Source organism: Streptomyces sp. NPDC102270 (genome assembly GCF_044766405.1).
In the GTDB taxonomy this organism is placed as follows: domain Bacteria; phylum Actinomycetota; class Actinomycetes; order Streptomycetales; family Streptomycetaceae; genus Streptomyces.
On record NZ_JBIWLX010000010.1, the window covers coordinates 12,581 to 30,550 of the forward strand.

Genomic DNA, 17,970 nt, shown 5'->3' on the forward strand with positions numbered 1-17,970 from the left:
AGCAACTGCCGTGTAACCGCGGGCACCGCCGGATAAGATCTCCGCATGGCCCTGACCTTCGACGACGTGGACCGGTTCGAGGCGGCCAGGCCGCGTCTCGAGGCCATCGCCTATCGCATGCTCGGCTCCTCGAGCGAGGCCGAGGACGCCGTGCAGGAGACCTATCTGCGATGGCAGGCCGCCGATGCCGAGCGCATCGAGGTGCCCGAGGCATGGCTGACCAAGGTGCTCACCAACCTCTGCCTCAACCAGCTCACATCGGCCCGTGCGCGCCGCGAGACCTATGTCGGCCAGTGGCTGCCCGAACCGTTGCTCGACGGGGACCCGATGCTGGGCCCCGCGGAGACGGCCGAGCAGCGCGAGTCGGTGTCGTACGCCGTGATGGTTCTTCTGGAGCGCCTCTCGCCGAACGAGCGCGCGGTGTACGTGCTGCGCGAGGCGTTCGCGTACTCCCACCGGGAGATCGCCGAGATCCTGGACCTCAGCGAGGCGGCCAGCCAGCAGATCTTCCATCGCGCGAAGAAGCATGTGGCGCAGGACAGGGCACGCGTCGAGATCGACGAGGCGGCCGCGCGCCGGATCGTCGAGGAGTTCCTCGCCGCGGCGACCAGTGGGGAGACCCAGCCGCTGATCAAGCTGCTCACCTCTGACGCCATCGCGGTGGGCGACGGCGGCGGGAAGGTGCCGGCCCGGGCCAGTGCCTTCGAGGGCGCACGCACGGTGGCGAAGTTCCTGCGCGGGCTGTTCAAGCCGGCCCAGGCCAAGCGGGATCTGATCGGCGGCTCGCCCGACCTCTACGCCGCCACGGCCAACGGCGAGCCCGCGGTCGTCGTGGTGGTCGACGGGCGGGTCGTCGGCATCATGTGTCTGGAGCGGACGCAGGAGGGGATCGTCGCGGTCCGCAGCCAGGTCAACCCGGACAAGCTGGAGCGGGCTGCACAGCGCTGGGCGGCGGGCGATTTCGGTCCTCCGGTCGTGACCGAAGCCCTCTGATCCCTCATATGACGCAAGTCACTCCATTCTTCTGTCAGGTATCGGCGGGCTGTCCGGTTCAAGGGGCGTGACCGGGCCAGAAGGCGCCGGGACCCGCGCAGACAGGAGCAGGAAGATGCAGCACCGGATCATCGTTCTCGGCGCCGGCTACTCCGGGGCGATCGCGGCAGGCCGACTGGCCAAGCGGTTGCGCCGGGAGGACGTCGCCATCACCCTCGTCAACGCCGAGCCCGATTTCGTCGAGCGGGTCCGGATGCACCAGCTGGCCGTGGGGCAGGAGCTCGCACCGCGTCCGCTGCGCGAGATGTTCGCGGGCACGGGCGTCGAGGTGGAGCTCGCGAAGGTCACGTCGATCGACGTGGACCGCAAGACGGTCGCGGTGCAGAGCACGGAGGGCACCGCCGAACTGGCGTACGACACCCTCGTCTACGCCCTCGGCAGCGGCGGGAACGACCACGGCGTCCCGGGTGTCGCCGAGTACGCCCACCAGATCGCGAGCCGCCCCGGCGCGCTGCGGCTGCGTGAGCGCCTGGCAGGGCTCGCCGAGGGCGAGACCGTCCTCGTCGTGGGTGGTGGTCTGACCGGTCTGGAGTTCGTGACGGAGCTGGCCGAGGCCCGCCCGGACCTCGATGTCACCCTGGCCACACGCGCCGAACTGGGCGACTGGCTCTCCCCGAAGGGTCGCGCGCACCTGCGCAAGGTCATCGACGGGCTCGGGATCACGGTGTACGAGAACGCCGCGGTGACCGCCGTCGGGGCGGACCGTGTCACGACCGCTGACGGCCGGACCTTCCCGGCTGCCGTCACCGTCTGGACGACGGGTTTCGCCGTCCACCCGCTGGCCGCTGCCACCGGCCTGGAACTCGCGGACAGCGGCCGCATCGTGGTCGACGCGACGATGCGCTCGGTCTCGCACCCGGACGTGTACGCGATCGGCGACGCCGGCCATGCGCTGGGCGCGGGCGACAAGCCCCTGCGCATGTCCTGCGCCTCGGGTACTCCCATGGCCTGGCAGGCCGCCGACTCCATCGCCGCCCGCCTGACCGACGGCAAGCTGCCGAACGCCCCGCTGCGCTACTTCAACCAGTGCATCTCGCTGGGGCGAAAGGACGGCCTGATCCAGTTCGTCACCGCCGACGACCGCGCCGTGGACCACGCCCTGACCGGCCGCTTCGCGGCTCGCTACAAGGAGTTGGTCTGCAAGGGCGCGGTCTGGGGTGTGGCCAACCCGACGCTGGGCATTCCGGTGCGACGGCGGCGAGCGGTGGCCGAGCGCGCGGGTTCCAAGGCGACCGCACGCATGGCGGCGTGAACCACGTGGCGCCGCGCGGCACGGAGGGCCCGGACCGCCGCGGTGTCCTCCGCGGCCGGTCGTCGTCAGGTGGTGAGCAGGTCGGCGACCCGAGCGATCATCTGGCTCTCACCGCCGTCGCGGGCGGTCGTCGGGTGGTAGGCGAGGACGAAGCGGCGCTGCTGGTCGCGAGTGGAGAAGGCGGCGTTCTTGTAGCCGTATGTCTCCCCGGTCTTGCCCCAGAGGGTGACGCCGTTGACAGTGGCCTGCTGCAGTCCGGTGCTGTAGCGGGCTGGGGAGCCGTCCAGCATCCGTACCTCGTCGGGCGGCAGGGTGAACATCAGCTGAAGCAGCTCCGGCGGCAGCAACTCGCCGGAGAACAGCGCGGAGAGCATGCGGTCCAGATCGTCCGTGGTGGAGATCATGTCGCCCTCGCCCCGGCTGGACGACTGGTCGTACGTGGTGATGTCCCGCAGGCTGCCGTCGGCCATTGTCAGGTAACCGTGCACGTGCCGGCCGTGGATGCGCGGGTCGTCGCCCGGTACGACCGTACGCGCCAGGCCCAGTGGACGCAGGATGCGGGCCGCGACGGCCTCCCCGTACGAGCGGCCGGTCAGCCTTTCGATGATCAGCGCGGCGAGTACGTAGTTGATGCCGCGGTACTCCTGCCGGGTGCCGGGGGTGAACTTCAGCGGTCCGTGGGTCGCCGTCGCCACCCACTCCCGCGGTGTCCAGTGGTCGAAGCGGTGGCGGAACACCTCCTCCGCGGTGTGCGGGTCCGGAATGCCGACGCGGTCGGGCAGCCCGCTGGTGTGGTTCAGCAGGTGCGCCAGGGTGACAGCCGCGAACCGGGCCGGCAGCAGCCCCGGCAGGACGTGGCGTACCGGCGCGTCCAGGGTGATCCGTCGCTCCGCCACCAGTTGCAGCACCACCGTGGCGACGAAGGCCTTGGTGATGCTGCCGATCCGGACCCTGTCGTCCGCTGACACCGGACGCTGCGTTCGGATGTCGGCCACTCCGGAGGTTCCTCGCCAGTGGCCGGCAGTGCCGCCGACGCGCAGCTGGGCCGCGGTCGACGGCGGGTGCTCCAGGTCGTCGATCGCCGCCTGCAGAGCGGCGGGGTCCAGGGGCGGGAGCGGCACGGGTAAGGCGGCGGTCGCCCGCTGCACGGGCAGTACCGCGGGGGCGGCCAGCGCGGCCGCCCCCGACACGGCGACGCTCACAAACGACCTGCGGGAGATGCGGGTTGGGGTCATACGCGACATCCTGCCCGCGGGCACGGACCCCCGACATCGGGGTCCTCCCGGAGTGATCCCGGATCACACCCTGACCCGCCCTCCGAGGCTCGCCGGGCGCCGTGGGCGGATCGGGCGAGCCTCGGAGGGAGAGGCTGGATCAGGTGGTGCAGGCGGTGCCGTTCAGGGTGAAGGCGGAGGGCTTGGCGAAGGTTCCGCTGGAGGTGCCCTGGAACCCGAAGGTCGCCTGGCCGCCGGGCGCCAGCTCGCTGTTGTGGCTCACATTGCTCGCTGTGACCGCTCCGGACGACCCGGAGAGGCTCGCGTTCCAGGCGTTGGTGATCTGCTGCCCGGAGGGCAGGGTGAACGCGAGCTTCCAGCCGCTGACGGGGGAGGTGCCGGTGTTGGTGATGGTGACGTCGGCGGTGAAGCCGCCCTGCCAGGCGTTCGCCCCGTACGCCACCTTGCAGGCCGTGGCGCCGCCCGGGGTGCCCGGGTCACTGGAGGAGCCCTTGTTGACGGTGGAGGAGAACGAGGTCACGGCGAGCCCGGCGCCGTTCTGCCAGGGTTCGAAACCGGCCTGAACACTCGTCAGGTACCAGTTGTTCTGCGCGAGTCCGCGGGAGACGGCCTGGCGGGCGAAGTCCATGACGTCGAAGTTCCAGCTGCTGATCGCCGACGGCGCGACGAAGGACAGGACGTCGTTCGTGCCGTTGCTGCCGGACCACACCTGCCAGGTGCGCCCGCCCACGTTGGCGTTGCCGACCGGGGAGCCGATGGGCTGGACGGATCCGACCCTGTTGAACCAGATCATGATCTCGGTCCGGTTCACGCCGTCGGTGCGGGGCGTGGGGTCGAGCCAGATGTCGTACGCGGCGTCGTACACCGCGTTGTTGACGTAGTTGAAGGAGATGCTCGACGGCGCGGTGGAGATGGCGCTGAGCTGAGCGGGAAGCTGGGTGCCGGGAGAGCAGTTGGTGTAGTGGCAGCCGTTGAAGAGGGACGGATACGACTTCGGGGCGCCGTTCGTCGGGACGGATCCGTCGGCCTGGGTGATCCTGAACCCCGAGTCGGTCGCCGTGATGCACTGGGTCGCGCTGGTGCCCCAGCGGTTGTTCTGGACCACGTACCGGCCCTGGATGGTCGTCGAACCGAAGGCCTCGCAGACTGTGGTGTCGGCCTGCGCGAGGGGGGCGGTGGTCAGCAGCGCGGCGAGCGAGACGAGCGAGGTGAGCAGCGCGCCGAGCAGGCCACGCGCGCGGCGGGCATGGTGCGGTGAAGGACGCATGCGGATCCTCTTCAGGCGTGGGGGAGGGGGTGACGGGGAGACGTTCCCGTGCCCTAATGAATGGGAGCGCTCCCAATGCTGGTTTCGGCAGGACTGTAGAGAATGGGCAGGAACATGACAAGACTGAGAGCAGGAACTCGTTGAACCGATCGTGACGGCCTGCGTCAGGTCGACTCGCGGACCACCAGTTCCGTACGGAGGATGACGTGACGCCAGGCCACGGCACCCTCCTCCATCTCCTCCAGGAGCAGTCGGATCATGGCCCGCCCGACCTCCTCGATCGGCTGACGCACGGTGGTCAGCCGCGGTTCGGTCCGCTGAGCGAGCGGAAAGTCGTCGAAGCCGATCACGGCGACGTCCTCGGGCACCCGGCGTCCGGCCGCGCGCAGGGCCTCCAGGGCTCCCGCGGCCGTGGTGTCCGACGCGGCGAGGACGCCGTCGATGTCCGGATGCCGTTCGAGGAGCTCGGCCATGGCACGACGCCCGCTCTCCGCCGTGAAGTCGCTTTCGGCTACGCGGGTCCGCTCGGCCTTCAGGCCCGCCAGCGCCAGCGCCTCTTCGTAGCCGCGCAGCCGGCACTGTGCGGCGTGCAGGTCGAGCGGCCCGGTGATGGTGGCGATGACCCTGCGGCCCCGCTGCACAAGGTGGGAGACGGCACTGCGCGCACCGCCGACGTTGTCCATGTCGACGTAGCTGACGTACTCGTCACCGGAGCGGCGCCCCAGCAGCACGGTCGGCAACCGGGCCTCGGCGAGCATGTCCGGCAGCGGATCACCGGCGTGTACGGACATCAGCAGGACGCCGTCGACCCGGCCGCCGCGCGCGTACTCGAGGAAGCGCTGCCGTTCGGCGTCCGAGCGCACCAGGGTCAGCATCAGCTGCATTCCGGTGTCGGTCAGGGCGTCCCCGAGCGAGGTGACGATCTCGGAGAAGAAGGGCTCCGCGAACTGCCGCCAGTCCGGCTCCGTCATGACCAGGGCGACGGCGTCGGCCCGCCGCCCGGCCAGGGAGCGGGCCGCGAGGTTGGGCACGTAACCGAGTTCGTCGATGGCCTGCTGCACGGCACGACGTGTCGACTCCTTCACGCCCGCCGCGTTGTTGATGACGCGGGAGACCGTGCCCCGTCCCACCCGCGCGTGGGCGGCCACCTCCTCCAGCGTCGGTGCCCCCGGGCGTCGTCTGCCCATGCGACCTCCCCCAAGAGATCACCGATCTTACCGGCGGGAGGGGATCGCGCACACGACTTCACCAGGGGGAGCGGCTGTGAACGGCCGCTGTGCCGCCCGTTGTTGGGAGCGCTCCCGAACGGGGTGAGGGCTCGGTTCCGGCCCCACAAGGAGCGCCGTCACCGCGTCGGGGGGGGCCCCCCCCCCCCGGGCCCGGGGGGCGGGGGGGGGGGGGGGGGCGGGCGGGGGGGGGGGCGGGGGCGCGGCCCCCCCCCCCCCCCCCCCCCCCCCCCCCCCCCCCCCCCCCCCCCCCCCCCCCCCCCCCCCCCCCCCCCCCCCCCCGGGGCCGCGTTCAGGCAGTGGTGATACGGGCGTTGACCTTCCGCATCCAGTCCCGGTCGGTGTGCCACATGGGGTCCTGCGGGGCCGCGTTCGAGGTCAGGACGACGCCCTGGAAGCCTGCCGTGAGGCAACGGTCGACGACGAACTCGGCGATGTCCTTGCCGAGGGCGTCCTCCTCGAAGCGCGTCAGCAGCGGGGTGTAGCCCACGACGCCCTCACCGAGGACGGCGGGGATGCCGCGGCGGCGGGCGAACTCGGCGACGGAGTCGACCCATTGGGCCAGGGTCTCCCGCATGGACTGCCGGTGCGCCGGATAGTTCTCGTAGAGCCACAGGTCCCAGCGGTCCGGGTCGACCCAGTCGTGTGCGTAGAACAGTTCGCGCGGGATGCCGGTGGCGGCCAGCCGCCAGGGCTCGTCCGGCTGGTAGTCGTCGAAGGCGGGCGCGTCGGGCCGCAGCATGGCGGCCAGTTCGGGGGTCGGCCAAGTGGCCGTCGCGGGTGCCGCCTCGGTGCCGTGGCCGAGTCCGACCGCCTCGTACAGCGCGCCGAGCACGCCGTAGACGTAGAAGTGGAAGTGCGCGATCTGCGCCTGCTCCGGCAGGTCGTCGAGTTCGCCGGGCCAGGGCTCGCCCAGGGAGTAGGTGACGGGGATGTCCGGGTGGCGTGCCTGCAGGAGCTTCACGGCGCGCTCGAGGGGCCGCGCAGCCGGGCGTAGTGGCCGGGGGTGCCGTCCGTCGGCACCAGGTCGCAGTTGTCGACCTCGTTGTGCACTTCGACGTAGGCGACGGGGCCGGCCAGTCCGCGCTCGGTGAGGAAGTCCAGCAGGCCGGCGAGGGCTTCGGCCACCGCTTCCGCGCGGTCGGGGCCGGGGACCTCGGCCAGGGCGCGGTGCCAGGCGTCGGTGTCGGCGAAGCTGGGGGACTGCTGGTACTCCCACGAGGAGACGATCACCTTGCAGTCGTGGCGGGCGGCCGCTTCGAACAGCTCGACGAGCCTCTGGAGGCCGTCCAGCGGGTAGCCGCCGCGCACGTCGTACCACCGGGTGCGCTGCCCGAACTGCTCGCCCAGACCGCGGACCTGGATGGACTCCGGGGAGGGGACGCGTCCGGAGAACAGCAGGAAGGGCATGGCGCAGATGCGCACGGTGTTGAAGCCGCGGTCCACCGTCTCGGCGAAGGCGCGGTCGAGGTCGGCGAACGGCTCGCCGGGTCCTGCCTGTGTGTACCAGCTGAAGTCCCACAGGGTGATGGCGAGCCGGCCCGTGGGCTCGCTCGCGGTGGCTTGCTGCTGTGTGGCGGTCATGAGGTCACCCGTCGTTCGTGTGCGATAGGACGCCGTCGGCGGCTCGACGGAACGCATCCCGGCAAGCACGAGGGCGCCAACTCCCCTTTCGCGCTTCCGCGTCCGGGGCACTGCGGCCGGGCCACCGTCCGACGATCGCCGTGCGGGTCTTCCGCCGGGCGAGCTACACCGACTACACGGCCGCCACCGCGCAGCCGGTCACCGACGACCACGAGCTGCCCTACAAACCCGTCGACCACTGGCCCTACGCGGGGCTGACCCGGGCGGCCCGGATCGAGGCGGTTCCGCAGGTCACCATCGCCAAACTGCTGGTGAGAGCCGCGAACGGGCGTCTCGAGACCCACGCGGTCGTCGAGAACCACAGCGCCCGGGACTTCGAAGGCCGACTCACCCTGGATCCCGGCCACGGAAGCGGCGCCCGGCCCACCGTGGTCGCGGCCCGGATCGCCGCCCGGTCCGCGGGCGTCGTACGCGTCTCGCTCCAGGTCCCCGACGCCCCGCGATGGAGCCCGGCCTCACCGCACACGCTCACCGCCCGGGCCACCCTGACCGCCGGCCGGGCCTCGGGCGCGCGCGTGGACACGCTGTCCACCGTGTACGGCATGCGCGAACTGACCATCGCCGACGCCCAGTTGCGGCTGAACGGCAAGCCACTGTTCCTCAAGGGCCTCAACTGGCACGAGGAGACAGCCGCACACGGCAGGGCGATGACACCGGCCGAGTACGACCGGGAGCTGGGCCATGTGACGGCGGTGGGCGCCAACTTCATCCGCAACTGCGTCTACAACCGCCATCCGTACGTGTACGACTGGGCGGACGAGCACGGCGTGCTGGTGATGGACGACATCGACACCATGTGGCTCAACACCGCCCAGGAGCGGCTGCAGACCGAGTGCTACGGCCTCGCCCGCGCCCTGGCCCTGACCATGGCGTGGAACCAGCACAACTACCCCTCGGTGATCCTCTGGGGACTGCAGAACGAGTCGGAGATCGACGCGAACGGCGCCCCCGTCTACCGTGCCTGGCTCGCCGACCTCAGGCGGCCGTGAACGCGGTCGACCTCACCGCCCGCCCCGTGACCTGGGCCTCCAACACCAGCAACGACCCCGCCTTCGACCTCGCCGACGTGATCGGGTTCAACGAGTACTTCGGCTACTTCTACGGCAAGGACGCCGACCTCGGTCCCACCCTGGACGCGGTCCACGCGAAGTATCCCGACCAGCCGATCCTGATCACCGAGAACGGCACCTGGGCCGTGGCCGGCACCCATGGCGCCGCCACGACACAGGGCACGGAGGAGTGGCAGGCGGCGAGCTTCACCGCCCACTGGGAACAGGTGACCGCGCGCAGCGCGTTCGTGGCCGGGTTCACCTACTGGGTGCTCAAGGACTACAAGGAGCGGGCCGGGTACAACCAGGACTACAACGGGATCTCCGTGATGGGCCTGCTGACCTTCGCGGAGGAGCGGCCCAAGCTGGTCTACGACGCCTTCCGGAAGGCGGCCGTGTCTCACCCCTTGACACTGCCCTCGGTCAGACCGCTGCGCCAGAAGCGCTGCAGGGCGACCATGGCGATCATCAGCGGGACGACGGAGACGAAGGCACCTGAGACGGTCAGCTGGTAGAGCTGCGGTTGGCGGTCGGCGAAGGACTGCCACGAGGTCAGACCGAGCGTGATGGGGTACAGCTTGGAGTCGGACAGCATGACCAGCGGCAGGAAATAGTTGTTCCAGATGCCCACGAACTGGAAGAGGAAGATCGTCACCAGTGCGGGCGTCATGATGCGCAGAACGACGACCGTGAAGATGCGGATCTCTCCCGCGCCGTCGATGCGGGCCGCCTCCAGCAGCTCGTCCGGTATGGATGCCGCGGCGTAGATCCGGCACAGGTACACGCCGAAGGGACTGACGAAGCTCGGCAGCAGCACGGCCCAGTAGGTGTTGGCCAGGCCTGCCTTGCTGAACAGCAGGTACATGGGCAGCGCCAGCGCCGTGGCAGGGATCAGGACGCCACCCAGCACGATGTTGAAGATCGTGTCGCGGCCGGCGAAGGAGAACTTGGCCGGCGCGTAGCCGGACATCGCGGCCAGCAGCGTCGCCACGGCTGCGCCGACCCCCGCGTACAGGAGGCTGTTGGCGGCCCAGCGCAGGTCGATCGCATGGTCGTAGGTGATCACCTGGCGCAGATTGCTCAGGAACCGGGGATGGGAGAACCACAGCCCGAAGCTGCCGAACAGGTGGCCGGTGGACTTGGTGGATGCCACGGCCAGCCAGAACACCGGGAGCAGGAAGTACCCGGCGGCCGCCACCAGCAGGCCGGTGACCAGGATGCAAGGGTCACGGCGAGTGCGCCCCGGCTTCGGCGGCGGGGTGTGGCGCGGCTCATGTGGAGGAGGTCCTTCCTGGCTTCGTACTGAAGGTGCCTGACGCATGCCGGTCAGTTTCGGAGCGGTGTCACCGCCCCGTCAAGATATATTCATAATTAATTGAAACAGCTATGGTGGTGCGTAGACAGCCACGAGGGGAGACACACGCGATGACGGAATGCCGCAGGATGAGCGGACGCGTGGCGGTGATCACCGGCGCCGCCCACGGGATCGGCGCGGCCACGGCTCACCGGCTCGCGGCCGAGGGCGCCCTGGTGGTGGTCACGGACGTGGACGACACCGCGGGCAAGGACGTCGCGGCCGCCATCACCGGCCAGGGAGGCCGCGCGGAGTACGTACGCTGCGACGTCACCTCGGCCGCCGACTGGGAGCACCTCGCCCGCCACGTCGAGCAGCACCACGGACGGCTGGATGTGCTCCACAGCAACGCCTTCGCCCAGCTCAACAAGCCCGCCGACGAACTGAGCGAGGCCGAGTGGGACGGTCAGATGGCCGTGCTCCTCAAGCCCGCCTGGCGGGCGATGAAGACCTTCGCCGCCATGCTGCGCGAGGCCGGGGGCTCCGTCGTGCTGACCTCCTCGGTGCACGCCGTCATCGGGCTGCCGGGCCACGCAGCCTACGCCGCCGCGAAGGGCGCACTGTGCTCGCTGGGACGGCAGTTGGCCGTCGAGTACGGTCCTGACATCCGGGTCAACACCGTGTTGCCCGGGCCCATCCTCACCGCCGCCTGGGACGGCATTCCCGAGCCGGACCGGGAACGCAGCGTCACGGCCACCGCGGCAAGGCGGTTCGGGCAGCCGGAGGAGGTGGCGGCCGCCGTCGCCTTCCTGGCATCGGCGGACGCCTCCTATGTGACCGGAGCCAGCCTGGTGGTCGATGGAGGATGGAGCGTCATGAAGGAGTCCTCGTGAGCAGTGCGCACAGCACGTCAGGACCGATACGGAAACGGAGCACGTGGTGACCCATCCCCCCAAGGGGCTGCACGGCCAGGCCGTGGAGGAGCTGGGCCGACGCATCATCCGCGGCGACTACCCCCCGGGCTCCGTGGTGGACCCGGTCAGGTTCGAGACAGAACTCGGCGTCAGCAAGACCGTGGTCCGCGAGGCCATGCGCGTGCTGGCCTCCAAGGGCCTGCTCGAGTCGAAGCAGAAGCGCGGCACGACCATCCGGCCCCGCGCCGACTGGAACCTGCTCGACAGCGACCTGCTGCGCTGGCAGGGCAGCAGCGCTCCGACCGACGGCTTTCTGGAGGACCTCGCCGAGGTCCGCGCGATCGTCGAACCCGCCGGAGCCCGCCTCGCCGCGACCCGGCGCACCTCCTCCGACCTGGACGCCATGCGGCAGGCCCTCGAAGCCATGGCCGCGGCCGGTGCGGACGCGGAAGCGATGGTCGAGGCGGACCTGGCCTTCCACCGGGCCCTGCTGGAGTCCGCGCACAACGAACTGCTCAGCCGGATGGAGGTCGTCATCGAGGCCGGCCTGCGCATCCGTGACCGGATCGTGCACGGCGCCCGGCACTTCTCCGACTCCATCCCCGTGCACCAGGACCTGCTGGACGCGGTCGAAGCAGGCGATCCGGACGCGGCCGTGGCCGCCGTCGAGTCCCTGCTCGCGCAGGCGTCCCACGATCTGGCCGCCGTTCAGGCCCGGGAAGACAACGCCGACGCCGTGACCGACCAGCTCCCCGAGGAAACTTCTTGAAGATAACCGGACTTGAGACGTTCCTGGTGGCTCCGCGCTGGCTGTTCCTGCGCATCGCCACCGACGAGGGCGTCATCGGCTGGGGCGAGCCCGTCATCGAGGGACGCGCAGAGACCGTGCGCGCCGCCGTCCACGAACTCGCCGACTACCTCGTCGGCCGGGACCCGCTGCGCATCGAGGACCACTGGCAGGTGCTCACCAAGGGCGGCTTCTACCGGGGCGGCCCCATCCTCTCCAGCGCCGTCGCCGGCATCGACCAGGCCCTGTGGGACATCGCCGGCAAGACCTACGGCGTCCCGGTGCACCGCCTCCTCGGCGGGCCCGTCCGCGACCGCGTGCGGATGTACGCCTGGATCGGCGGAGACCGCCCCAGCGAGGTCGCGGAGCTGGCCGAGGAGCAGATGAAGGCCGGCTTCACCGCCGTGAAGATGAACGCCTCGGCCGAACTCGCCCCGATCGACACCCCGGCACGCACCGCTGAGATCGTCGAACGCGTCGCCGCCGTCCGCGAAGTCCTGGGCGACGAGCGGGACATCGCCGTCGACTTCCACGGCCGGGCCTCCACCGCCATGTCACGCCGCCTGCTGCCCCTGCTCGAACCACTGCACCTCCTGTTCGTCGAGGAACCCGTCGCACCGGAACACTCGGGCCACCTGCGCAGCCTGGTGGAATCCACGAGCATTCCCGTCGCCACCGGCGAACGCCTGTACTCCCGCTGGGACTTCCGTGAGGTCATGACCAGCGGCATCGCCGTCGCCCAGCCCGACCTCTCGCACGCCGGCGGCATCTCCGAGGTCCGCCGCATCGCCGCCATGGCCGAGACGTACGACGTCGCCCTGGCCCCCCACTGCCCCCTCGGCCCCATCGCCCTGGCCGCCAGCCTCCAGATCGCCTTCTCCGTGCCGAACTTCCTCATCCAGGAACAGAGCATGGGCATCCACTACAACCAGAGCTGCGACCTGCTGGAGTACGTGATGGACCCCGAACCCTTCCGGTTCGAGAGCGGATACGCCGTCGCCGGCTCCCGCCCGGGTCTCGGCCTCGAGATCGACGAGAAGGCGGTCCGCCACGCCGCCGAGACCGGACACCGCTGGCGCAACCCCGTATGGCGGGGCCCCGACGGGGCGTTCACCGAATGGTGAGCGCCGTCCAGCCACTGAACGCACGCACACCCGAGGAGAGCCCGCTCCCATGAAGCTGGTGGAAACCCTGCGAACCCACCGCCTGCTGGCGATCGTCCGAGGCAAGGACGCCGCCGCGGCGCTGCGCACCGTACGCACCCTCGCCGAGGAGGGCATCGCGGCCGTCGAGGTCTCACTGACCACCGCCGACGCCCTGACCGTGATCAGGCAGGCCCGCACCGAACTGGGCCCCGACGCTCTCCTCGGCGCCGGGACCGTGCGCACGGCCGCGGACGCCGCCCGCGCCGTGGACGCCGGCGCGTCCTACCTCGTCACCCCGGCCCTGGTCGACGGACTCCAGTCGTACGGCGTCCCCGTGCTGATGGGGGCCCTGACCCCGACCGAGATCGAAGCCGCCCTCGCCCGGGGCGCCGACGCGGTCAAACTCTTCCCCGGCTCCCTCGGCGGACCCGGTTATCTGCGGGCCCTGCGCGATCCGTTCCCCGAGGTGCCCTTCGTGCCCGTCGGCGGAGTGGACGCACAGACCGCCCGCGACTACCTGGACCGCGGTGCCCTCGCCGTCGGCGTCGGCTCACCCCTCGTCGGGGACGCGGCCGACGGCGGCGACCTGGACCAACTGCGCGCCCGGGCAGCCGAGTTCCGCGAGGTGGCCGCGGGGCAGACGCCGTGATGACTCCGGCCGCATCGCAAGGGGGGACCTCGGGCGTACCAGAGGTGGGGACTTCGACTGCACCAGAGGTGGGGACTTCGGCTGCACCGGACGTGGTGACTTCGGTTCCGCCGGAAGTGGTGACGTTCGGGGAGACGATGGCGGCGCTGCGGGCCCATGGCGCGCTGCGGCTCGGCGGCAGTCTCGGCCTGTCCGTGGCGGGCGCCGAGTCCAACGTCGCCATCGGCCTCGCCCGGCTCGGACACCGGGTGCGCTGGGCGGGCCGGGTCGGCGCGGACGAACTCGGCGCCCTGGTGCTGCGCACACTGCGCGCGGAGGGCGTCGACACGGGACACGCCGTCACCGACGACACCGGCCGCCCCACCGGCCTGCTCCTGACCGAACCCCGCCTGGGCACACTGACCCGGGTCAGCTACTACCGCGCCGGTTCGGCGGGTTCGGCCGTCACACCGGACGACGTACTGCCCGCGCTGGCTCCGGGATCCCGCATCCTGCATCTGACCGGCATCACACCGGCGCTCAGCGCGTCGGCGGCCGAAGCCGTCCTGGCCGCCGCCGAGACCGCTCGCGGGACCGGCACCACCGTCTGCCTCGACGTCAACTTCCGCTCCCGGCTGTGGACGTCGGACCAGGCGCGCACGGCCCTGCGGCCGCTCCTGGACCGTACCGACCTGCTCATCGCCTCCGAGGACGAGCTGCCGCTGGTGCTGGAACATCCCGATGCCGACGAATCCGAGGCCGTGCACAGCCTCCTGACCGCAGGCATCAGCGAGGTGGTCGTCAAGCGAGGCGCACGCGGCGCGACGGCCTTCACCGCCGACGGGGCGACCGACCGCGCCGCCCGACAGGTCGACGCGGTCGACCTGGTCGGCGCCGGTGACGCCTTCGTGGCCGGATACCTCTCCGCCCTCCTGGGCGGGGCGGACATCGCGGCCCGGCTGCACCGGGCGGTCACCACCGCGGCCTTCGCCGTCGCCACCCGCGGCGACTGGGAGGGCCTGCCCACCCAGGACGAACTCGGCCTGTTCGACCAGCCCGACGGCACCACGATCCGCTGACCTGGAGACGGAACGTGACATCAACGGCACTGCCGGCGACGGTCGTCGTGGACGGAGCCTACGAACTCGCCGAGGGCGGCCGCTGGGTCGACGACGGGTACGTGTACGTCGACATCCTCAGCGGTCGGCTCTTCGAACTGCGCGAGGACACCGAACCGGCGGCCGCGCGCCAACTGGCCTGCCTGGACGTGCCGTTGGGTGCCGTCGCTCCGGTGGCCGGCCGGCCACATGGATCGCCGCAGCGGGCACCGGCATCGCCCTGCTCGCCCCCGACGGTGTTTCGCAATGGCTGGACCGACCCGAGGACCGCACCCCGGTCCCCAGCCGGATGAACGACGGCGTCGCCGACCCTGCCGGGCGCTTCTGGGCGGGCAGCATGGCCTACGACGGGACCCGTGGCGCGGGCTCGCTGTACCGAACGGACCCCGACGGCACGGTCGTTCGCGTCCTCGACGGCCTGGCCATCGTCAACGGGCCCGCTTTCACCGCTGACGGCTCGACGCTGTACTTCGCGGACACGGCCGCCGGCACCATCCTGCGCTGCCGGATCGACCCGGTCTCAGGTGACCTCTCCGTCGGCCCGGAGACCTTCGCGCGACTGCGTGACGGGGAGGGAAGCCCTGACGGAATGACCGTCGACGAGTGGGCTGCCTGTGGGTCGCGCTGTGGGGCGTCGGGGCGGTCCGCCGCTACGACCCCGACGGCCGCCTGCTCCACACCGTCCCCGTTCCCGCCCCACACCCCACCTCGGTGTGCCATGAAGGAATCGGGCGACGGGATGGGTTGCCGAAAACGTGCTGAACGCGGCCGATCCGGCACAGCCGGTGTCAGGACCAGGCGATCTCGCCATGGCGGGAGACGAAGCGGCCGGTGCCCGCTCCGGGGCCCTCGGTGGCGAGGCGGACGATCGCGTCCGTGCCCTCGGTGACGGTTTGGGGGCCGCTGTGACCGTTGAGGTCGGTCGCGGTGTAGCCGGGGTCGGCGGCGTTGACGCGGATGCCTTGCAGTCCCTTTGCGTACTGGGTGGTCAGCATCGTCAGCGCCGCCTTGGAGGAGGTGTACAGCGGCGCGACGACGTGCGACTCGGGCCGGTCGGGGTCGTGGGTGAGGGCGAGGGAACCCATGCCGCTGCTGACGTTGACGATCACAGGGTCGTTCGAGCGGCGCAGCAGCGGCAAGAACGCGGTGGTGGTGCGGATGACGCCGATGACGTTGACGTCGAGGACGGCGCGGGCATCGGCGGCGGTGAGGTCGCCGGGATCGCCGACGGGGCCATGCACACCGGCGTTGTTGATCAGGACGTCGATCCTGCCCTCGTGTTCGGCCACGTCCACGGCCGCGGCGGCCACGGACGCGTCGTCGGTCACGTCGATGGGAACGTAGCGCGCCCCGAGCGCGGCAGCGGCCTTCTCGCCCTGTTCGCGATCGCGCGCTCCGACGAGCACGGTGTGGCCACACTCGATCAGGCGGCGGGCGGTCTCGCGACCGAGACCCTTGTTGGCTCCGGTGATGAAGGTGATGGTCATGCGTACGACTCTGATCCCGGCGACGGAGGCGGACCAGGGACGCTTCGACGGTAGGAAGACCAGTACCACCCTGGCGCCCGCATGCACGACCGGGGATGCGGGAGGATGGAGATCATGCTGGCAACACCCGGAACCGGACTGGGCGCGATGATCCGCACATGGCGGGAGCGGCTGCCCCCGTCGGCCGCCGGGCTGCCGGTGGCCCGCGGGCGCCGGGCGGCAGGGCTGCGGCGCGAAGAACTGGCCGACCTGGCCGGCGTGTCGGTCGACTACATCGTGCGCCTGGAGCAGGGGCGCTCCACCACCCCCTCGGCGTCGGTGGTGGCATCCCTGGCACGCGCCCTGCAGCTGTCCGCCGCCGAGCGGGACCACCTGTACCGGCTGGCCCAGCTTGCGCCGCCCGCCGGTGGCACGATCTCCGACCATCTTCCGCCCGGCATGCAGCGGGTGCTCGCGCGCCTCGGTGACGTGGCGGTCGCCGTGTTCGCCGCGGACTGGCAGCTGGTGTGGCACAACCGCGGATGGGCTGCCCTGCTGGGCGACCCCACCGCCTCGCCGCCGCGGTTGCGCAACTTCGCCCGCGACAGGTTCCCGGTGGACGCCGGCCCCGCCCGCCTCGCGCTGTGGCCGGTGACCGAGGCGGACCGCGACGCCACCGACGCCGCCGTCGTCTCCGACCTGCGCCGCGCCACCGGCCGCTTCCCCCAGGACACCCGCTTGGCCACGCTGATCCGCGATCTGAACGCGGGCAACAAGAGGTTCGCCGAGCTGTGGGCGACCGGAGGGGTGGCCGCGCACCGCGAGGACCACAAGACGATCGACCACCCGTCGGTGGGCCCGGTCACGGTGGACTGCGACGTCCTGACCGACGGCGACTCCGAGCTCAAGATCGTCATCATGACCGCCGTGCCCGGCAGCGAGGACGAGACCAAACTCCGGCTCACCGCCATCGCCGGCCCACCGGCCACCACGCACAACTGATCTGACCGAGGTGTCGGCCGGGTGGTCACCTTTGGCAGTTCACCGTAGGACACCCCCATTGAGGGCTCCAGCCGCAATTGTGTGATCAGCGGTGGCGACGGCTGTGGCCGTGGCATCGTGACCGAGTGATGCATGGAGACGGTGAAGAGGAGTGGCTGGCGACCCAGCGTCCGTCGCGCGTGCGCGAGGTCCAGGCCGGGCGCCTGGCCTGGACCCAGGTTGACCTGATCGACATCGAGGGCGGGTTCGCGCATCCGTTGCGTGCCGGGCTGGAAGTCTTCGGTGTCCAGGTGAACTACCTCAAGGTCGGGCAACCTCGACACCTGGTCGCCGCGTTGGACGGCAGCAGACCGATAGCCCCCTACGTGATCTTGTCCTGTCACGGCGACGAGGGACGCATCCTGATGGAAGACGTCGCCGAGGAACTGGCCAGGTACCAGCCGTTCAACGGTGCCATCGGGCCGGACCGAGTACGCGAACACTTCCAGTTGCCGGGCAGCGTCACTCTCGTCACCGGATGCGACACGGGGGAGCCTGCTCTGGCCGACGCCTTCCTGGACGCCGGTGCCAGCGTCTATATCGCTCCCCGGGGCGCTCCCTTCGGCTATGCGAGCGTGTTCGCCCCGCTGTTCTTCTTCTACGAGCTCACCGAACAGCGCACCCCCACGGAGGCCGTCGAGCGCCTGCGCGCGCACGACGACGAACTGGCCATGTGGCACCTCTATCGACGCTGACCCGAAAGTCTGCGCCCCGCAGGAGTACGAACCAGCCCCAGCCGCCCGGGAACACGCCCTTCGGTGCCGGCGAAGGCGGCCGACGGGAAAGGGCCTTGCAGCGCCACGGGGGAACGGCGCTGCAAGGCCCTACAGCTCCGCTTGCCCACCATCGTG

Annotated in this window: 19 protein-coding genes and 1 pseudogene; 13 read left to right on the forward strand and 7 right to left on the reverse strand. The window is 71.0% G+C overall.

All coding sequences use genetic code 11. The annotated features are described in order from the left end of the window. Nucleotides 1-45: 45 nt before the first annotated feature. Together ACIRP7_RS21675 and ACIRP7_RS21680 are read left to right on the forward strand one after the other, a co-directional pair. Nucleotides 46-993, forward strand: coding sequence for an RNA polymerase sigma-70 factor (locus tag ACIRP7_RS21675; RefSeq protein WP_403661847.1), 948 nt, complete (start codon nt 46-48; stop codon nt 991-993). Nucleotides 994-1,108: 115 nt separating this feature from the next. Further along, entirely contained in the window at nt 1,109-2,305 is a 1,197-nt protein-coding gene (locus ACIRP7_RS21680) for an NAD(P)/FAD-dependent oxidoreductase (RefSeq protein ID WP_403661850.1), read from the forward strand. 65 nt (nt 2,306-2,370) lie between these two features. Here ACIRP7_RS21680 and ACIRP7_RS21685 read toward each other — a convergent pair whose 3' ends face one another. The 5 genes from ACIRP7_RS21685 to ACIRP7_RS21705 form a co-directional block, all read right to left on the reverse strand. Then, entirely contained in the window at nt 2,371-3,540 is a 1,170-nt protein-coding gene (locus ACIRP7_RS21685) for a serine hydrolase domain-containing protein (protein ID WP_403661853.1), read from the reverse strand. A gap of 139 nt (nt 3,541-3,679) precedes the next feature. After that, on the reverse strand, nt 3,680-4,807 hold the full coding sequence (locus tag ACIRP7_RS21690; RefSeq protein WP_403661856.1) for a cellulose binding domain-containing protein: 1,128 nt from the start codon (nt 4,805-4,807) through the stop codon (nt 3,680-3,682). A 164-nt stretch (nt 4,808-4,971) separates the two neighbouring features. Next, entirely contained in the window at nt 4,972-5,994 is a 1,023-nt protein-coding gene (locus ACIRP7_RS21695) for a LacI family DNA-binding transcriptional regulator (protein WP_403661859.1), read from the reverse strand. 331 nt (nt 5,995-6,325) lie between these two features. After that, nucleotides 6,326-6,997, reverse strand: a complete 672-nt coding sequence (locus tag ACIRP7_RS21700) for a cellulase-like family protein (RefSeq protein WP_403661862.1) — start codon at nt 6,995-6,997, stop codon at nt 6,326-6,328. Then, complete coding sequence (locus tag ACIRP7_RS21705) at nt 6,994-7,617, reverse strand: cellulase-like family protein (RefSeq protein ID WP_403661865.1); 624 nt, start codon at nt 7,615-7,617, stop codon at nt 6,994-6,996. Before ACIRP7_RS21705 ends, ACIRP7_RS21700 begins: the two co-directional genes overlap by 4 nt. Nucleotides 7,618-7,757: 140 nt before the next feature. Between ACIRP7_RS21705 and ACIRP7_RS21710 the strand changes: the two genes are divergently transcribed. Together ACIRP7_RS21710 and ACIRP7_RS21715 are read left to right on the forward strand one after the other, a co-directional pair. Further along, nucleotides 7,758-8,666, forward strand: a complete 909-nt coding sequence (locus ACIRP7_RS21710; protein WP_403661868.1) for a glycoside hydrolase family 2 TIM barrel-domain containing protein — start codon at nt 7,758-7,760, stop codon at nt 8,664-8,666. Further along, on the forward strand, nt 8,663-9,241 hold the full coding sequence (locus ACIRP7_RS21715; protein WP_403661871.1) for a hypothetical protein: 579 nt from the start codon (nt 8,663-8,665) through the stop codon (nt 9,239-9,241). Before ACIRP7_RS21710 ends, ACIRP7_RS21715 begins: the two co-directional genes overlap by 4 nt. On the opposite strand, the gene ACIRP7_RS21720 is transcribed toward ACIRP7_RS21715, so the two are convergent. Next, complete coding sequence (locus ACIRP7_RS21720) at nt 9,127-10,047, reverse strand: carbohydrate ABC transporter permease (protein ID WP_403661874.1); 921 nt, start codon at nt 10,045-10,047, stop codon at nt 9,127-9,129. The two genes, ACIRP7_RS21715 and ACIRP7_RS21720, sit on opposite strands and share 115 nt — an antisense overlap. A 122-nt stretch (nt 10,048-10,169) precedes the next feature. Between ACIRP7_RS21720 and ACIRP7_RS21725 the strand changes: the two genes are divergently transcribed. The 7 genes and pseudogenes from ACIRP7_RS21725 to ACIRP7_RS21755 all read left to right on the forward strand — a co-directional run bounded on the left by ACIRP7_RS21725 (nt 10,170) and on the right by ACIRP7_RS21755 (nt 15,374). After that, entirely contained in the window at nt 10,170-10,913 is a 744-nt protein-coding gene (locus ACIRP7_RS21725; protein ID WP_403661877.1) for an SDR family NAD(P)-dependent oxidoreductase, read from the forward strand. A 43-nt stretch (nt 10,914-10,956) separates the two neighbouring features. Then, complete coding sequence (locus ACIRP7_RS21730; protein ID WP_403661881.1) at nt 10,957-11,703, forward strand: FadR/GntR family transcriptional regulator; 747 nt, start codon at nt 10,957-10,959, stop codon at nt 11,701-11,703. Further along, nucleotides 11,700-12,845 carry a galactonate dehydratase gene (dgoD, locus tag ACIRP7_RS21735; protein ID WP_403661884.1) on the forward strand — a complete coding sequence of 382 codons (1,146 nt, stop codon included), beginning with the start codon at nt 11,700-11,702 and terminating at the stop codon, nt 12,843-12,845. Before ACIRP7_RS21730 ends, dgoD begins: the two co-directional genes overlap by 4 nt. 49 nt (nt 12,846-12,894) lie before the next feature. Then, nucleotides 12,895-13,515, forward strand: coding sequence for a bifunctional 4-hydroxy-2-oxoglutarate aldolase/2-dehydro-3-deoxy-phosphogluconate aldolase (locus ACIRP7_RS21740; protein ID WP_403661887.1), 621 nt, complete (start codon nt 12,895-12,897; stop codon nt 13,513-13,515). 92 nt (nt 13,516-13,607) lie between these two features. Beyond that, nucleotides 13,608-14,573, forward strand: coding sequence for a sugar kinase (locus tag ACIRP7_RS21745; RefSeq protein WP_403661890.1), 966 nt, complete (start codon nt 13,608-13,610; stop codon nt 14,571-14,573). 14 nt (nt 14,574-14,587) lie between these two features. After that, nucleotides 14,588-14,905, forward strand: a complete 318-nt coding sequence (locus tag ACIRP7_RS21750) for a hypothetical protein (protein WP_403662742.1) — start codon at nt 14,588-14,590, stop codon at nt 14,903-14,905. Then, nucleotides 14,806-15,374, forward strand: a pseudogene (locus tag ACIRP7_RS21755) (SMP-30/gluconolactonase/LRE family protein). Before ACIRP7_RS21750 ends, ACIRP7_RS21755 begins: the two are co-directional and overlap by 100 nt. 26 nt (nt 15,375-15,400) lie before the next feature. Here the strand turns inward: ACIRP7_RS21755 and ACIRP7_RS21760 are convergent. Further along, entirely contained in the window at nt 15,401-16,099 is a 699-nt protein-coding gene (locus ACIRP7_RS21760; RefSeq protein WP_403661893.1) for an SDR family NAD(P)-dependent oxidoreductase, read from the reverse strand. A gap of 114 nt (nt 16,100-16,213) precedes the next feature. On the opposite strand from ACIRP7_RS21760, the gene ACIRP7_RS21765 reads away from it, so the two are divergent. Then, nucleotides 16,214-17,080, forward strand: a complete 867-nt coding sequence (locus tag ACIRP7_RS21765; protein WP_403661896.1) for a helix-turn-helix transcriptional regulator — start codon at nt 16,214-16,216, stop codon at nt 17,078-17,080. A 179-nt stretch (nt 17,081-17,259) separates the two neighbouring features. Beyond that, nucleotides 17,260-17,814, forward strand: a complete 555-nt coding sequence (locus ACIRP7_RS21770; protein ID WP_403661899.1) for a hypothetical protein — start codon at nt 17,260-17,262, stop codon at nt 17,812-17,814. Nucleotides 17,815-17,970: the final 156 nt, after the last annotated feature.

Coding starts and splice junctions, on each gene's coding strand:
- ACIRP7_RS21675 (WP_403661847.1), top strand. CDS start 46: ATGGCCCTGACCTTCGACGACGTGGACCGGTTCGAGGCGGCCAGGCCG.
- ACIRP7_RS21680 (WP_403661850.1), top strand. CDS start 1,109: ATGCAGCACCGGATCATCGTTCTCGGCGCCGGCTACTCCGGGGCGATC.
- ACIRP7_RS21685 (WP_403661853.1), bottom strand. CDS start 3,540: ATGACCCCAACCCGCATCTCCCGCAGGTCGTTTGTGAGCGTCGCCGTG.
- ACIRP7_RS21690 (WP_403661856.1), bottom strand. CDS start 4,807: ATGCGTCCTTCACCGCACCATGCCCGCCGCGCGCGTGGCCTGCTCGGC.
- ACIRP7_RS21695 (WP_403661859.1), bottom strand. CDS start 5,994: ATGGGCAGACGACGCCCGGGGGCACCGACGCTGGAGGAGGTGGCCGCC.
- ACIRP7_RS21705 (WP_403661865.1), bottom strand. CDS start 7,617: ATGACCGCCACACAGCAGCAAGCCACCGCGAGCGAGCCCACGGGCCGG.
- ACIRP7_RS21720 (WP_403661874.1), bottom strand. CDS start 10,047: ATGCGTCAGGCACCTTCAGTACGAAGCCAGGAAGGACCTCCTCCACAT.
- ACIRP7_RS21725 (WP_403661877.1), top strand. CDS start 10,170: ATGAGCGGACGCGTGGCGGTGATCACCGGCGCCGCCCACGGGATCGGC.
- ACIRP7_RS21740 (WP_403661887.1), top strand. CDS start 12,895: ATGAAGCTGGTGGAAACCCTGCGAACCCACCGCCTGCTGGCGATCGTC.
- ACIRP7_RS21760 (WP_403661893.1), bottom strand. CDS start 16,099: ATGACCATCACCTTCATCACCGGAGCCAACAAGGGTCTCGGTCGCGAG.
- ACIRP7_RS21765 (WP_403661896.1), top strand. CDS start 16,214: ATGCTGGCAACACCCGGAACCGGACTGGGCGCGATGATCCGCACATGG.